This window comes from Microbispora hainanensis (assembly GCF_006874475.1).
GTDB classification, from domain to species: Bacteria; Actinomycetota; Actinomycetes; order Streptosporangiales; family Streptosporangiaceae; genus Microbispora; species Microbispora hainanensis.
In genome coordinates this window covers 98,309-113,779 of the sequence record NZ_VIRM01000028.1, presented here as the reverse complement: position 1 = coordinate 113,779, position 15,471 = coordinate 98,309, and the positions used below count along the sequence as shown (strand labels likewise).

Below are 15,471 nucleotides of genomic sequence, written 5' to 3'. Positions count from 1 at the left end.
GATACGACGTCCCGCCCCGAGACGTGCTCGCAGAGCCTCCCGCGCCACCGTCGGGCTGCGGTCTAGCTGTGCGGTCCACGTGCGCGGGCCGGAAGGGGTGCGCCGGCCACGCGGGCTCCGTGAAGGTTGGAGAGGTCGCGCCGGGCACGGGGGCATGGTGACGGCCAGAAGCGTTGTGCCCAAGACCGAGCCCCGCGGAGATTTCGAGCTTGCGAGGAATGTGCACGGGCGGAGCGGGCTCGGCGAGGACCGGAGATGCCTTCCGGAGCGGCGTCCGACCGGCTCAAGGCTCGCGAACGCCCCGCAGGTGTTTTTCCGGCGCGGTCTACGACCGACCCAAGGTCCGTGCCGGATGCGGGAGCCGGTCGCCTGGGCTCCCTCGCCGTCGCCGCCCGCGAGCCGGCTCGCGTACGCCGCCGCGCACGTGGTGGCCGACCCCCTCGCCGCCCACCTCCCCGGCTCCCCGACCGCTCTCGACTGGGACGCCACCCTGGGCTTCCGCCGCCACCTGTGGTCGTATGGGCTGCGCGTGGCCGACGCGATGGACACCGCCCAGCGCAATGCGGGCCTGGACTGGACGGCCATGGCCGAGCTGATCCGGCGCAGCGCCGCCGAGGCGCGGGCTTTCGGCGACTGCCGCGCGCATTGACGGCGTGAAGGTGTCGCTGCTCGACGCCGCCCACGAGGTGCGGCTGCGCGAACGGCTGCCGGACGGCGTGCGGCTCTACGCCGGCGACGACTTCGACTATCCCGAGCTGATCGCGGGCGGCAGCCACGCGCTGCTCGGGATCTTCGATCCGATCGCCCCGGCGGGGCGGCCGCCCTGCGGGCGCTCGACGGCGGAGACCGCGAACGATTCGCGGCCGTCCTCGCCCCGACCGTGCCGCTCGCCCGCAAGATCTTCGAAACCCCGACGTACCGCCACAAGACCGGCATCGTGGTGCTGGCCTGGCTGGCCGGGCACCAGGACGCCTTCGTCATGGTCAACGCCGCGCACAGTGCCCGGTCGATCCTCCACCTGACCGAGGTGTTCCGCCTCGCCGACCGGCCGGGCTGCTGCCCGATCCCGGCCTCGCCGCCGCGCGCATGCGCGCGCTGGTCCGTGCGCGAGGCCGTCGACGGTTGCGTACGGCACGGCATCCCGGCGATCGGGCTGTGGCGGGAGGCCGTCGCCGAGCAGGGCCTGCCGGCGACCGCGAAGCTGGTCACGGACGCGGGACTGCGCGTCTCCTCCCTGTGCCGGGGCGGCTTCATGACCGGCCTCGGGCTCGGACTCGACGACAACCACGCGGCGATCGACGAGGCCGACGCCCTCGACGCGGCCTGCCTGGTGCTGGTCGTGGGCGGGCTGCCCGGGATATCCCCCGGAGGCGGCCCGGGTCCCGGCTTCAGCCGCGACCTGGCCGGAGCGCGGGCCCGGGTCGCCGAGGCGCTCGCCGTGCTGGCGCCGTACGCCGCCGAGCGGGGGGTGCGGCTGGCCCTGGAGGCGCTGCACCCGGTCTACTGCGCCGACCGCGCCGTGCTTTCGGCCCTCGGCCAGGCGCTCGACCTGGCCGAGCCGTACGCGAGCGAGCAGGTGGGCGTGGTGGTCGACTCCTTCCACGTCTGGTGGGACCCGGAGGTGCTGACGCAGATCGCATGGGCGGGCGAGCGGATCGCGAGCTACCAGGTGGGCGACTTCCTGGTGCCGCTGCCCGCCGATCCGCTGCTCGGCCGGGGCATGATGGGCGACGGCGTGATCGACTTCGGTCCGATCACCGCCGCCGTCGAGGTGGCGGGCTATCGCGGCGACGTCGAAGTGGAGATCTTCAACGCCGACGTCTGGGCCACCGACCCCGACGAGGTGCTCGCCACGATGAAGCGCCGCTTCGCCGCGACGGCCGGCTGACGGTCTGCACCCTCACTCCGCCGGCCGGGTGCCGTCGGCGGTGAGCCGGACGGGGACGCCGGGGGCCGACGAGGTGTCGGCGGGTGTCACGGCGTCCAGCGGACGCCGGGGTTGAGCCGGCCGTTTCTGTCGAAGATCGCCTGGTTGTCCCAGCCGTCGCCAGAGCCGTTGATGTCGGCCGGGTCCCAGCCGTTGCCGGGCACGGCGTACCAGGTCGGCTCCCAGTAGAAGACGCCGATCGCACCCGCGTCGCGGGCGGTGTTCTGCACGGCCGTGAAGTTGGCCGCCTGGCCAGCAGGCGTCGCCTGATAGCCGGAGCACGGCTGGGAGGAGGAGATCACGTTGGGGGTGCCGTCGCCGTTGGCCGTGGTGTAGGGGTAGGCCGTCTCGGCGAGAATCACGTCCTTGCCATAACGCGACTTCACGTCGGCGACCACGCTCGCCATGTTGGGCATCGTGCCGTGCCAGTAGCAGTAGTAGGACAAGCCGGTGATGTCCCACGTCACGCCCTTGGCCCTGATGCCGTCGTAGAACCAGCGGGCGTTGGCGTCGCTGTCCGCGTCGGCGGTGTGGATGATCACCTGCGTGCCCGAGTTGCACGCCTTCGTCGCGTTGTAGCCGGCCTTGAGCAGCAGGCTCAGGTTGGTGAAGTCGTTGTTGACGACCTTGCCGTCGTTCCACAGCATGCCCACGTTGATCTCGTTGCCGATCTGCACGCTATCGGGGGTGGTGCCCTGCGCCTTGAGGCTGGAACACACGTCGTAGGTGTAGTTGTAGACGTCGGTCTGCAACTGGCCGATCCCGTGGCTCGCCCACGCCGCCGGCTTGTACTGCTTGCCGGGATCCGCCCAGGTGTCGGAGTAGTGGAAGTCGACCAGCAGCTTCAACCCCTTGGCCTTCACGGTCTTGGCGTACTGCAGCACCTTGGCCTTGTTGTTGTAGCCGCTGGCCGGGTTGTTCCAGATCCGCAGCCGGACGTAGTTCACCCCGATGTCCTTGAGGATGTCGAGCGGGTCCCGCTGCGCGCCGGACGCGTCGTAGTATTTCGCGCCCAGGTCGCCGGCACGCTGCAGCGTGGACACGTCCGCCCCCAGCATGGTCAGCCTCTTCCCACCGGGAGACGAGCTCGGGGACGGGCTCGGAGACGGGGACGGGCTCGGGGACGGGCTCGCGGCCGGGCTGGGCGAGCCGGACACGCCGCCCGTGCACGGCGTGCCGTTGAGGGTGAAGCCCGTCGGCGCCGGGTTGCTCCCGGACCACGAGCCGTTGAAGCCGAAGGAGACGCTGCCGCCTGTTCCCACGGACCCGTTGTAGGCGGCGTTCGTCGCCGTGACCTGTGATCCGTTCTGGGTGACGGTCGCGTTCCACGCCTGCGTCACCTGCTGCCCCGCGGGATAGGACCACACCAGCGTCCACGAGGAGATCGGGTCGCCCAGGTTGCCGATCGTGATGTTCGCCCCGAAACCACCCGGCCACTCGCTGCTCACCGCGTAGGTGACACTGCACCCGCTCGCCGCCGAGGCCGGTGACGCCGCGACGACAGCGGCCCCCGCCACCATCACCGCCGCGCACAGCGGCACAGCGAGACCACGTCTCTTCATGTCTCTCCCAGCCTCCACAGGACACGGATCGTCCCCGCGTACGCGAGGCACTCCGGTAGGGCGGGACATCGGGACACGTCTCCGCCTCACGAGGTTCTGTGAACGTGCACAGTAGCCCACAAGCGGCTTGTCGAGAAGGGTCGGCCCATAGGCGCAAGAAGACGCCGCAAGAGGCGACCATGTAACGGTCATTGACGCCGCAACGCACACCTCTCATCCTGTGAACGTTCCCAGACCGTGCGTCTGCCGTCCTCGTGTCCGTCCGTCCGGAGGCCCACGTGGGAAGACCCCAGCGTCACGACAGTTCGCGGGTGGAGCATGACCAGCGGCGCGATCACATTCCGGGCCGGTGCGACCGGCCTCCGGAGCGACCGGAAGTACGCCCGGCCCACCCACGCGCCGCCCCTCCCGGCATGAATGTTTCACGCCCCGCGGGCGCTCGCCAGATCGCCGGCCTCGTCGCCGGTGCCGTACGGGACCGGCGGCTCGGCCTGGCGGCCTACCTCCGGTAGGCCGCCCGCGCGTCACGACTCGGTGCGGGTCCACTGCTGGTTGGCGCCGCCGCCGCAGGTGTACTGGGTGATGTCGGCGCCGTCCGCCGTGGAGGCGCCGACGACGTCCAGGCACTTGCCGCTGTGCCGTGCCCTGAGCTGGAAGTAGCCACCCGTGGCGACCCACTGCCACTGCTGGTTGGCGCCACCGCCGCAGGTGTACTGGATGACGTTCGCCCCGTCGGCGGTGGCGCCACTCGCGACGTCGAGGCACTTGCCGCTGTTCTGGCTAACCAGGCGGAAGTAGCCGCCGCCGACGTCCTGGAACTGCCACTTCTGGTTGCCGCCGCCGTTCCAGGAATACTGCTTCACCTCGGCGTTGTTCGCGGTCGACACGTTGACCACGTCCATGACCTTTCCGCTGTGCCGGGCCGTGATCCGGTAGTACGGAGAGGCGCCGTCGCCCGATATGACGCCGGTCGCGGTGTCGATCGTGATCTGGGGATACCAGGTCAGGCTCATGCTGGTCGCGGACGGGAACGTGATCGGCAGCCAGACGTACTGGGAGTCGTTGACCCGCCCGCCCCAGGCGCCGGCCCAGCGGTCGCCCATGTAGAGGTAGCCGGTCGTCGACGAGCCCTGGACGGGCAGCACGAACGCCGGCTGGGAGTTGAAGGTCGTGCCGTCGCCGACGTTGGTCCACCCGGTCCACGGCCCGGAGATGCTCGTCGCGGTCGCATACTTCGCCTGGTTGGGGTTCCAGCCCGTCGCCGCCGAGGTCAGCATGAAGTAGACGTTGCCCCGCTTGAACATGGCCGGGGCCTCGCGGTGCGCGTCGTTCCAGAAGTTGCCCACCAGTGTGGCGACGTTCAGGAAGTCGGGCGTGAGGCGGTAGATGTTCAGGTCGTAGTTCTCGTCCGCCGCCGAGATCATGTACGCCGTGCCGTTGTCGTTGAAGAGCGTGATGTCCCTCGACATGTGCTGCCCGAGCGGGCGGAAGCTCCCGTGGTAGGTGTAGTCGCCGTCCACGGTCGCGGAGGAGGCGACGGCGGCACGGGCCTCGCCGTAGTCGGACCCGTTCTCCTTGTGCATCCACATGACGTATCGGCCGGTGGAGCTGTTGTAGATGACCTTCGGCCGTTCGATGTTCGCATAGTTGAGCTCGGCGGCCGACGACCGGGTCAGGACGTCCCTGCGGAACTCCCAGTGGCTGAGGTCGGTGGACCGGTAGACCGAGACCGCGCGGAACGTGTTGTCGGGGTTGCGGTTCTCCCCGAACCAGTAGTAGTAGTCGCCCACCTTCAGCACGCCCCCGCCGTGGGCGTGCAGCACGTTTCCGCTGGCGTCGAGGAACTGCGTGCCGTTGGTGACCGTCACGGCGGCCGCGTGCGCCGGCGTCGCGGCGGGACCGGCGAGGGCGGCGGCGAGCAGGATGAGGGCCCCGATCGCGCGGCCCAATCTCCCGGGGCCCACTCTCCGGCGGCCCAACCTCCCGGGGCCCACTCTCCGGCGGCCCAACCTCCCGGGGCCCAGTCTCCCGAGGCGTGGTCTCCCGCGGCCCGGTCTCCTGCGGGGAACGGCGAACGTCATCGTTTCTCCCTCAACCTGTCGACAGGATCTTCCACTGCTGGTTGGCGCTGTTGCTGTCCCCGTACTGGCCCAGCGCGGCGCCGTCGGACGTGCGGCCCATGCCGTCGACGTACCGGCCGGTGCTCGCGTTGCGGATCCGCACGTACGTGCCGCCCCCGTCGCCGACCCCCCAGGCGTATTGCAACCGGGTCAGGCCGGAGGGGTTCACGAGCGACAGGCCGATGCCCGCGCCGCTTCCGTTCCTGCTGGTCAGGCTGTACCAGTCGCCGTCGCGCAGACCCGGCCAGTAGACGCTTCCCACGCCGAGGCCGCGCAGTTCGGCGCTGACCCCGCGGATGTAGTCGGCGAACAGCGACCCGCTCGGAACGCTGTAGTCGATGGGGTCCCACTGGACGCCGTACTTGCTGCCGGGCCCCATCGGACCGCCCCACTCGGTGACCACGGTGCGGTCGGCGTGGTTTCCGATGTACGAGCCGACGTGCGCGGCCCACTCGTTCTCGCTGTCGTAGGGCGTGCCGAGGAACATCGTGTAGTCGTGCACCGCGAGCAACGCGGTCATGTTCGGCGGTCTGCCGCCGCTGGAGGCCCAGTACGCGAAGATCACGTTTCCCTTGCCGAGCGCGGTGTCGATCGCCCCGGTGTACGTCCCCCAGTAGCCCGACACCGTCGGCTCGTTGATGGGCAGGCGGACCGTGTTGGCCCCGGTCATGGAGTACAGCCCGCCGACCACCCGGTCGGCCACCGTGGCCGCCGACATGCCTCCGACGAGCGCCAGCACCGCCAGCAGCCGGTACGCGGCGAACGCGCCCCAGCCCGCACGACGAGAAGATCTCACAGGCCCATCCCTTCTGCGTCCACCACTCCTGCAGCCCTGGAGCGCGGACGGTCGCTTGTCACCGGGACGCGGGTCTCGGCGGGCGAAGCCGGAGCGCCAGGCCGGCGGGGAGTGTTGGCGTTAACATCGCGGCGTGGTGGCGTAGTCGCTGTCGTTTCATGGGTGGCAGGAGCCACGTCGGGGTGGCTGACGGCGAAGACGACTACCCCTGCCCTTCACCGGCTGCTTGAGGCGGTGTCGTCGCGAAAGTCAGTGTGAAAACCCGTACGTATCGCGTCAAGACCATGCACGGGCCGTTTCGATCGTTGTGTTCACGAAGGAACATGACGAGCAGCGCCGGGACGATCGCAGGACCGCGGGGAGCGCCGAGGTGAAAGTTTCACCGTCCGGGCGAATGCCGATGGGCCCGACAGGACGGCTCATACACATCCCACCGCGGACGATCGCCGCCCGATCGACCACCGCGCGGCGCTGTGGCGGGCGTGCCGGCGTCGACCGGCAGGGGGGTCGACACGGCCCTCTAGTTCGTCCCCGGCGACGACCCCGGCATGCTGGCCGGTGAGGCCGCCAGCCTGCGCCGCTACGTGAGGCATGCCGCTACGTGACCGAGGCAAGGCTCCCCTAGCGGTTACATTCCGTCACCGATGTACTCTTCGATGACCTCGAAGGGTAAACAGGATGTGATCACCGCAGGTGACGGAGGAGGCGGGAGCCCATGTCGCACCAGACCGAGGCGGACAGGGTGCTGCGCTCGCTGGGCAGAGCCTGCCTGGAGCACGACCCGGATGTCCTGCGATCCGTGCTGGACCGGATCGGCGACAAGTGGAGCCTGATCCTCATCGGCCTGCTCGACCGGGGGCCGATGCGCTTCACCGAGCTGCTGCGTACGGCCCCCGGCATCTCCCGCCGCATGCTGACGCTGACGTTGCGCGGCCTGGAGCGTGACGGGCTGGTCAAGCGCGTGATCTATGCGGAGATCCCGCCCCGGGTCGAGTATGAGGTCACCCCGTTCGGGCGCACCCTGTCCGAGCCCGTCCTGGCGCTCACCCGGTGGGCGGCCCACAACCAGGACACGATCCGCGCCAACCGCCACGCCTTCGACACGGCCGCCGGCGTCGACCCCGACGATCTCGGCTGAGCCCCGGCCGGTTCCCTTCATGTGACCAGGGTTCAATTGAAGTTACCGATCATCGGCGTGTAACCAAGTATCCGCACGTCATCAAGGCCGGCGGCGAGCGCTGCTCCATGCCGCCGGCGCACGTACGGGGAGATGATCGGTATGTCTGGCATGCCGGAGCGGGAGGACACCATGACCGCCGGCGGGATCGGCCACCCACGCTTCGAGCTGGGACTCAATTCGTTCGGGGAGGTGGCCACGGACGGCGGGCGCGTGCTCGACGACGCCGAGACCGTGCGCCTGCTCGTGGAGGAGGCCCGGCTCGCCGAGGCGGCGGGGCTCGACGTCTTCAGCGTCGGGGAACACTACCGGGACGGGCACAACGACTCCGCGACCCCGGTGCTCCTCGCTGCGATGGCCACCGCCACCCGGCGCATCGGGCTCGGCACCTCCGTGACGGTGCTGAGCACGAACGACCCGGTCCGGCTCTACCAGGAGTTCTCCACCCTCGACGCGGTGTCGGACGGCCGGGCCCGGATCGTGCTGGGCCGCGCCTCCGTGACCGAGTCGTTCTCGCTGTTCGGTTACGACCTGGCCGACTACGAGCGGCTGTTCGAGGAGAAGCTCGATCTCTTCCTACGGCTCGAACGCGAGGAGCGGGTGACCTGGTCGGGCACGGTGCGGCCGCCGCTCACCGGGCAGTCGCTGCATCCCCGGATGCGGCCGGGAGGCATCCCCACCTGGATCGGCGTGGGGGGCAGCCCCGACTCCGTGGTGCGCGCCGCCCGTCACGGCCTGCCGCTCATGATGGCCGTCATCGGCGGACGGCCGCAGCGGTTCGCGAGGAACGTCGAGCTCTACCTCAAGGCGCTCGACCGCTTCGGCCATCCCGAGCCGCCGATCGGCCAGCACTCGCTCGGCCTCGTCGCGGACACCGACGAGGAGGCCGTCGAGACCTGGTGGCGCTACTGGCGGCCCGTCGTCGAGGGCTTCGCCGCCGAGCGCGGCTTCTACGCGCCCGACCGGAAGCGGTACGAGGCCGAGATCGAGCACGGCGCGCTCTTCGTCGGATCGCCCGAGACGGTCGCCCGCAAGATCGTCAGGATGGCCCGCGATCTCCGTCTGAGCCGTTTCGATCTCAAATACGACATCATGCACCTTCCTCGCGACGCCCGCGCCCGCACGATCGAGCTGCTCGGCCGTGAGGTCGCCCCGCGCGTACGCGAACTGCTCGCCGCGGACACGGTCCACGCGTGACCCGCCGACGATCTGGAGCGACCATGAAACCCGGTGACGTCCGCACCATCGGCATCCTCGGCGCCGGCAAGGTCGGCACCGTCCTGGCCCGCCTCGCCGTCGCGGCCGGCTATCACGTCCTGATCGCGGGCTCCGGGGAGGCCGCGCGGATCTCCCTCATCGTCGAGGTCGTCACGCCCGGGGCGGTCGCGGTGAGCGCGGCGGAGGCAGCGTCCGGGGCGGACGTCGTGGTGCTGGCCCTGCCCCTCGGCAAGCACCGCAACGTCCCCGCCGAGGCGCTGCGGGGCAAGCTCGTGCTCGACGCGATGAACCACTGGCCGGAGGTGGACGGGGTGCGGGACGACCTCACCGACCCCCGCACGTCCTCCAGCGAGATCGTCCAGGCGTTCCTGTCCCGCTCCCGGGTCGTCAAGGCCTTCAACCACATGGGCTATCACGACCTGGAGGAAGGCGCCCGTCCCGCCGGTGCTCCCGGCCGCCGCGCGATCGCCGTCGCGGGCGACGACCCGGACGACGTCGAGGTGGCCGCCTCGATCGTGGACGCGCTCGGCTTCGACCCGGTGATCGCCGGCCCGCTCGCCGAGGGCGTCCGGATGGAGCCGGGAACGGAGCCGTTCGGCGCGAACGTGGACGCGGCCGAACTGCGCACCATGCTCGGCCGTTTCCCCAGCTCACAACGTGGCCGCGAGGTGCTCCGCGCACGCGGCGGGCTGATGGCGCCGCCCCGCCCGGCGCCCTGATCGGCCGTCGATCCGCGTGACGCCGGTTGCCGTCATCGTGCCGCGTCGGCGGCTGCTCGTGCCGCGTCCGGCAGCCCTGACGGAGGCGGCACGGCCGCGTTATGCGGCGGCGGTCCCCTCGAGCTCGACCATCAGGTCGGGGACCGCCAGCCGGGTCACCCCGAGCATCGTGGTCGCCGGTGCCACCCCCGCGGCGCCCAGCCGCGACGCCAGCACGCCGTAGTGCTCGAAGAGCCGATCGACATCGGTGGTGTAGACGTTGAGCCGGACGAGGTTCGCGAGGGACATGCCGGCCTCGCCGAGCACGGCCTCCAGGTTGTCGAGGCTCAGCGCCAGCTGCGCCGCCATGTCACCCGGATGCCGGGGTTTGCCGTCGCCGCCCATCGCGGCCTGCCCGGCGCAGTACAGGGTCCGGGCATGCCCCGAGACGACCTCGCCCTGGTTGTATCCCAGCTCCACCGACCACGCCCACGGGTTGACCGCTGTTCGCTCCATTGCCATATCAGCTCCATTCGATTCGCCGGATCATCGATCAGGCTCGACAGCCGCGATCTTTCTGGTCGCGGTGACGAGCCTCCCAACGAATCACGACATCCTGTGTCGTGTATCTCGGTAGATTTCTCGCATGCGTGCCGACCGTCTGGTCTCGCTGGTGCTGCTGCTGCGGCGGCACGGCCGGATGTCCGCGACCGCGCTGGCCCGCGAGCTCGAGGTGTCCACCCGCACCGTGCTGCGTGACATCGAGGCGCTGTCCGCGGCGGGCGTCCCGGTCTACGCCGAACGCGGGCGGCACGGCGGCTTCGCGTTGCTGCCCGGTTTCCGCACCGAACTCACCGGGCTGAACCGCGACGAGGCCCTGGCCCTGCTGGTCGCCGGATCGCGGCGCGGCGCGCAGGCGTTCGGTCTCGGCTCGGCGCTCGCCTCGGCGATGCTGAAGGTGGTCGACGCGCTGCCCGAAAGCTATCGGGACACCGCGGCCGGCGCCGCCGAGCGGCTGCTCATCGACCCGGAGACCGACCTCCTCTCGCGCCGGCTGGTCGCCGAGGAGGTCCCCGGCGCGGTGGTGGCCGAGGTCCTGCGTGCGGTTCTCGCCGGACACAAGCTGCGGATCCACTACGCGGCCGTGGACGAGGCCCCGAAGTGGCGCACGGTGGACCCGATCGGCCTGGTCACCGTACGCGACCGGGGCTACCTGCTGGCCACGAGGTCCGGCGCGGACCGCACCTACCGGCTGTCGAGGATTCTGGCCGCCGAGCAACTCGCCGAACCCGCACAGCGACCGGACCGGGTGGATCTCGACCGGGCCTGGCAGGAACGCAGCACGCGGTTTCGCACCGGCGGCGACCAGGTCATCGTGCTGGTGCGCGTCGATCCGGCGCGGCGGGAGGAGTTGGTGAGCACAGCGCTGGCCGTCCTGGCGGAGGAACGCGACGCGGACGGCCGGCTGCGGCTGGAGGTGACCTTCCAGGACCCGAGACACGCCGAGTGGGCGCTGTGGCAGCTCACCGCGGACCTCACCACGGACGCGGAAGCCCTCGCCCCGCAATGGTTGCGCGACTCCCTGCGCGACCGCGCCACCGCGATCGCCGCCCGCTACGCCGCGTCATCCTGATCCGTCCGTCAGGGGCGGCTTTCGTCCGGCGCGGGCGGTTCCCGTCCGCCGGGGCGGTTCCGGCCGGCAGGCGGACGGGAGCGGGGCCCGAGGGCGCCCGCTCCCGCCGTGCCGTGACGTACGGTCGTGCCGGTCAGCCGGTGGTGCAGGCCGAGCCGTTGAGGCTGAAGGCCGAGGGGTTCGGGTTGTTGCCCGAGTGGGTGCCCTGGAACCCGAACGACGTGGTGGCGCCGGGCGCCAGAGAGCCGTTGTAGGAGACATTGCGCGCGGTCACCGACCCGCCGCTCTGGCTCACGGTGGCGTTCCAGGAGTTGGTGATCTGCTGGCCGCCGGAGAACGACCAGGCCAGCGTCCAGCCGTTGATCGCGCCGCTGCCGGTGTTGGTGATGCTCACTTCGGCGGTGAAGCCGTTGTTCCACTCGTTCTTCGAGTAGGACACGCGGCACGCCCCGGTGTTGCCTCCCGGCGTGGACGGCGAGACCGTCGGCGAGGGCTGGGGCGAGGGCTGCGGCGAGGGCGAGGTCGGCGGATTGGTCGTGCCGCCGATGGTGATGTTGGAGCTGCCGCTGCTCTGGTAGCCCTCGGTGGCGAGGATCTGGTAGTCGTGACTGCCGAGGGACATGCCGTTGCGGGCCCACGCGTCGAAGTGGTTGCCGATGGTGATGGTGCCGCCGGTCCTCTTCTGCTGCCGGACGCTCCAATACTGGTTGAACGTCCTGGTGCCCTCGATGGACGGCTGGTTGTAACGCGTCGTCTGGTAGATGTCGTACGTGCCGCCGTCGGAGGTGACGGTGCCCTTGTACGTCCCGGTGGGCCGGTAGGTGCCCCAGTTCTCGACGATGTAGTACTCCACCAGCGGGTTTCTCGTCCACCCGTACAACGCCAGGTAGGCGTTGCCCGACGGGTTGAAGCTGCCCGAGTAGGTCACCGTCCGGCGCGCACCGGGCATCCAGCCCTTGCCGGCGACGAAGTTGCCGGTGTTGCGCCACGAGGTGCTGTAGTTTCCGCCGGAGCCCAGCTCCATGGAGACCGTGCCCTGGCTGTCGGTCCAGAACGAATAGAAGTATCCGTTGTTGGTGCCGGTCTGGTTCGTCGTCACGGCCGCCTCGGCGACACCGGGCAGCAACGCCACGGCCGCGGCCAGCGCCACGGCGCAGACACGGCCGATGAACAGCCGTACGCCGCCGGACCCGCGGCTTCTCATCCGGACGGGAAGGTGATTCATGTACGCGCCTCCTCCTCAACGGGCCGACGGCGGCCGGGCGACGTGATGCCGACGGCCGGGGTGGCGGCCCCCGCAGCGCCGCGGCGGAGGTTGGCCGGTCGTCACACGGCCGCAGATCTGAGGACCATGTCGCGGTCCGTGATCCGGATCGACAGTGGTCGAGACCCTTCGTGCGGGCGAAATTATCGGACAGACGGCGAAAGTGTCGGCCCGAACCTGCGGACCTGTCAACGACGCGCGTCAAGCCGTGTCCGCCCGGTGCATGGCCCTGACCGATCGGTCCTGGTTACAAGGGGCATCCGAGAGAGCGGACACCGGTGGCGGCGATGAAAGTTACGTGAAATCCGCCGGGCGGGGCAGGGGTGCCCAGGGCGAGACGAAAACCATCTCAGGCCCTGAGCTCCGAGCTCTCAGGGCCGGCTACCAGAAAGCTATCGCCGGGCCAGCGAAAGTTTCAGGCTCTCTCCCCGAGAGCACGGCCGGAGAGGCAGCGGATCGCGTGCGGTCCGGAGCGATCCGCCGGGTCAGATGATCGGAGGGCGGCCCGCCAGAGTGAGCCGCACCACGGTGGTCCAGGACATGGGGCGGCGCTGCCCGTGCCCGCCCTTCAGGCCCTCGCGCAGCCCGCGGAACCAGACGGCGAGGTTCGCGCGGGACCGGATCCTGGCGATGCTGACCACGGTCCAGACGGCCAGATAGACGGGGATGAGCGGGGCGGGCAGCCGCCGGTAGGCGAGCCACACCCGGTTGCGGGCGACAAGACGATAGAAGGGCGCGTGCCTGGCGGGGTCGGTGGCGGGGTGGTGGATGACGACGTCGGGCGCGTAGTAACCGGTGCGTCCGAGGTCCCACAGCCGCCAGCACAGGTCGATCCCCTCGTGGAAGAGGAAGAAGTGTCCCGGCCAGCCTCCGGCCTGCTCGTAGTCGGCGCGGCGGACGAGGACGACGCCTTCGGCCATGACGGTGATGATGCCGGGGCGAGTGACGGTGCCGGCCCGCAGGCGGGGCACCCATCGGCGCAGCGTCACCCCGGTGCCGGGGTCGGCGATGCGCGGCTGGATGTAGGCCGCCGCGGGCCGGCCGCGGGCGACGGCGACGAGCCGGGCGAGGGTGTCGGGGGCGGGCAGGACGGCGTCGTTGTCGAGGAAGAAGACGAACTCGCCGGCGTCCGGCCCGGCGAGGGCGTCGGCGCCCGCGTTGCGCCCGGCGGGGATGCCCTCGTTGACGGGCAGGACCACCGTGCGCACCCCGTCCGGCACGTCGTCGGGCTCCACACCGTTGCCGACGACGACCACCCGGAGATCGACCTCCTGCTGGGCGAGGAGGGACGCCATGGCCCGCCGGAACGGCTCGGGCCGGTCGTTCATGGTGAGCACCACCACGTCGACGGTGGCCTTGTGGCTGGACATCGTGTCGCGTCTCCCGGGTGGGCGTGGCGTACGGACACGAGCATGGAATGCGTCATGCGCGTTCCCGTCGCGTCGACCCGCCCACCCTAGTGGCCGTCACCCGCGTCCCCGGGCCGAACACGGAGGAAGGCCGCGCGGATCGATCGGGTGCCGAGGGCTACGCGCGCTCCCGCCCGTCCTCGCCCAGGTCAGGCGCCTCCTCGATGAAGCGCAAACAGATGTGTGCTCTCGTCCGCAAAACGTACGAACAGGCCCGGGGAGGGCTACCTCTGGTCCCCGTTCCCGATCTGGTGGCCCACGCCCGGATGGGGTCGTCGTCGTGGTGGCGTGCCGCCGCACTCCGGGCGATGCTCGAAGTGCCACCACTCGTTGTCGTACATGCGGTAGAGGTCATGGCGGGCGCCGTGTTCCTCAAGCCAGCGCGCGCCTTCGTGCGGACGCACGTCCAGCGCGATGCCCCTGACGTGGGGGGATTCCGCCGGCGGCAACACCAGCATTCGCGCAGAGGCCGGAGAGCCGGACCGGCGCACCTCCTCGTCGAACATACGCTGCTGGACGAGGGGATCGCGGTATCCCGAGGTGAGACCGATGAGCTGGCCGTGACGCCAGAGCGCCTCGGTGCGCGCGGCGGTGAACGCCGCCTTGGCGCCGGCGGTGAGCCCGGTGAGGTCCTCGGCGGGAAATCGCATCCGCAACGCCCAGGTGCAGGCCAGTTCGCGGGCGCGGCCGGGATGCCGGATGAACGCCGCGGGCAGCAGGAGCACGGCGAGCACCAGCGTGACCACGGCGAACAGCCGGTCTCGGAACCGAGGCGGGATGGTGCGTGGTTCGTTCATGTCGACATACGATTGGCGCCGAATGTCCGTGGGCCGTCCGCTGTATGTCACCGTTTGTCGACGGCGCCCACCGCCCACGCGACCGTGACACACCCATGACATAACGCGGACGAGGCGGGGACACGGCCGGTCGACAGTGGATGGAGTCGGCCCGGCGGGCAAGTTACGGAGCGTGCTGTGATACTCGGCGGCGTGTCGCGAGTGTTGTTGATCGAGGATGACCCGGCCGTGCGGGAGGGCCTTGAGCTGGCCCTGTCCCAGCACGGGCACCGCGTGCGCGCGGTGGAGTCCGGAGAGCAGGGCCTGGACTGGCTGCGCTCGGACCTTCCCGACGTCGTCGTGCTCGATCTGATGTTGCCCGGCATCGACGGGTTCGAGGTCTGCCGCCGCATCCGGGCCGCCCGCGAGATACCGATCATCATGCTGACCGCGCGCGGCGACGACCTCGACGTGGTGGCCGGTTTGGAGGCGGGCGCCGACGACTACGTGGTCAAGCCGGTGCAGCCCAGGGTGCTGGAGGCACGCATTCGCGCGGTGCTCCGGCGGATCGGCCGGGACCAGGCGGAGCTGGAGCGGCACGCGGACCTGACCATCGATCGGGCCGGGCTCGTGGTCGCCAAGCGCGGCGTGCCGGTCAGTCTCGCCCCGACCGAGCTGCGCCTGCTGCTGGAGCTCTCCGGCACGCCAGGCCGGGTGCACAGCCGCCAGCAGTTGCTGGAGTCGGTGTGGGAGCACGGTTATTTCGGCGACTCGCGTCTCGTGGACGCGTGCGTGCAGCGGCTGCGCGCGAAGATCGAGGACGACTCGGCGGCGCCCGTCTACGTGCAGACGGTGCGCGGGTTCGGCTATCGGTTCGGACCGGTGTGACGC

General features: G+C 70.6%; 13 protein-coding genes and 1 pseudogene. 7 read left to right on the top strand and 7 right to left on the bottom strand.

Annotation, left to right across the window (positions count from 1 at the left end):
- Positions 1–352: 352 nt before the first annotated feature.
- Positions 353–1,116: pseudogene (locus tag FLX08_RS43415) on the top strand (DUF993 family protein); the annotation flags it as partial.
- Positions 1,064–1,888 carry a sugar phosphate isomerase/epimerase family protein gene (locus tag FLX08_RS40765; RefSeq protein ID WP_425280634.1) on the top strand — a complete coding sequence of 275 codons (825 nt, stop codon included), beginning with the start codon at positions 1,064–1,066 and terminating at the stop codon, positions 1,886–1,888. The pseudogene FLX08_RS43415 and the gene FLX08_RS40765, both read left to right, overlap by 53 nt.
- 86 nt (positions 1,889–1,974) lie before the next feature.
- Here the strand turns inward: FLX08_RS40765 and FLX08_RS40760 are convergent, their stop codons facing one another.
- The 3 genes from FLX08_RS40760 to FLX08_RS22570 all read right to left on the bottom strand — a co-directional run bounded on the left by FLX08_RS40760 (position 1,975) and on the right by FLX08_RS22570 (position 6,405).
- Positions 1,975–3,489, bottom strand: coding sequence for a glycosyl hydrolase 53 family protein (locus FLX08_RS40760; protein ID WP_208761594.1), 1,515 nt, complete (start codon positions 3,487–3,489; stop codon positions 1,975–1,977).
- 524 nt (positions 3,490–4,013) lie between these two features.
- Positions 4,014–5,438 (bottom strand): RICIN domain-containing protein, encoded by a 1,425-nt coding sequence (locus FLX08_RS22575; RefSeq protein WP_208761593.1) that lies wholly within the window; start codon positions 5,436–5,438, stop codon positions 4,014–4,016.
- Between the two features lie 142 nt (positions 5,439–5,580).
- Positions 5,581–6,405 carry an RICIN domain-containing protein gene (locus FLX08_RS22570; protein WP_208761592.1) on the bottom strand — a complete coding sequence of 275 codons (825 nt, stop codon included), beginning with the start codon at positions 6,403–6,405 and terminating at the stop codon, positions 5,581–5,583.
- Positions 6,406–7,120: 715 nt separating this feature from the next.
- Between FLX08_RS22570 and FLX08_RS22565 the strand changes: the two genes are divergently transcribed.
- The 3 genes from FLX08_RS22565 to FLX08_RS22555 all read left to right on the top strand — a co-directional run bounded on the left by FLX08_RS22565 (position 7,121) and on the right by FLX08_RS22555 (position 9,519).
- Positions 7,121–7,543 carry a winged helix-turn-helix transcriptional regulator gene (locus FLX08_RS22565; protein ID WP_142621031.1) on the top strand — a complete coding sequence of 141 codons (423 nt, stop codon included), beginning with the start codon at positions 7,121–7,123 and terminating at the stop codon, positions 7,541–7,543.
- Positions 7,544–7,684: 141 nt separating this feature from the next.
- Positions 7,685–8,779: an LLM class flavin-dependent oxidoreductase gene (locus FLX08_RS22560; protein WP_208761591.1), complete on the top strand. Its 1,095-nt coding sequence runs from the start codon at positions 7,685–7,687 to the stop codon at positions 8,777–8,779.
- Positions 8,780–8,802: 23 nt separating this feature from the next.
- Positions 8,803–9,519 (top strand): NADPH-dependent F420 reductase, encoded by a 717-nt coding sequence (locus tag FLX08_RS22555; protein ID WP_142621029.1) that lies wholly within the window; start codon positions 8,803–8,805, stop codon positions 9,517–9,519.
- Between the two features lie 99 nt (positions 9,520–9,618).
- Here the strand turns inward: FLX08_RS22555 and FLX08_RS22550 are convergent, their stop codons facing one another.
- Positions 9,619–10,014: a RidA family protein gene (locus FLX08_RS22550; protein WP_208761598.1), complete on the bottom strand. Its 396-nt coding sequence runs from the start codon at positions 10,012–10,014 to the stop codon at positions 9,619–9,621.
- 130 nt (positions 10,015–10,144) lie between these two features.
- On the opposite strand from FLX08_RS22550, the gene FLX08_RS22545 reads away from it, so the two are divergent.
- Positions 10,145–11,131 (top strand): helix-turn-helix transcriptional regulator, encoded by a 987-nt coding sequence (locus FLX08_RS22545; RefSeq protein WP_142621025.1) that lies wholly within the window; start codon positions 10,145–10,147, stop codon positions 11,129–11,131.
- Positions 11,132–11,264: 133 nt separating this feature from the next.
- Here FLX08_RS22545 and FLX08_RS22540 read toward each other — a convergent pair whose 3' ends face one another.
- The 3 genes from FLX08_RS22540 to vanY-N form a co-directional block, all read right to left on the bottom strand.
- A complete protein-coding gene (locus FLX08_RS22540) occupies positions 11,265–12,356 on the bottom strand; it encodes a glycoside hydrolase family 11 protein (RefSeq protein ID WP_142621023.1) in 1,092 nt (363 codons plus the stop codon).
- A gap of 524 nt (positions 12,357–12,880) precedes the next feature.
- Positions 12,881–13,765 (bottom strand): glycosyltransferase family 2 protein, encoded by an 885-nt coding sequence (locus FLX08_RS22535; protein ID WP_142621021.1) that lies wholly within the window; start codon positions 13,763–13,765, stop codon positions 12,881–12,883.
- Between the two features lie 263 nt (positions 13,766–14,028).
- Positions 14,029–14,601 (bottom strand): D,D-peptidase/D,D-carboxypeptidase VanY-N, encoded by a 573-nt coding sequence (gene vanY-N / locus FLX08_RS22530; RefSeq protein ID WP_142621019.1) that lies wholly within the window; start codon positions 14,599–14,601, stop codon positions 14,029–14,031.
- 192 nt (positions 14,602–14,793) lie between these two features.
- Between vanY-N and FLX08_RS22525 the strand changes: the two genes are divergently transcribed.
- Positions 14,794–15,468 carry a response regulator transcription factor gene (locus FLX08_RS22525; RefSeq protein WP_167530531.1) on the top strand — a complete coding sequence of 225 codons (675 nt, stop codon included), beginning with the start codon at positions 14,794–14,796 and terminating at the stop codon, positions 15,466–15,468.
- The last annotated feature ends 3 nt before the right edge of the window (positions 15,469–15,471 follow it).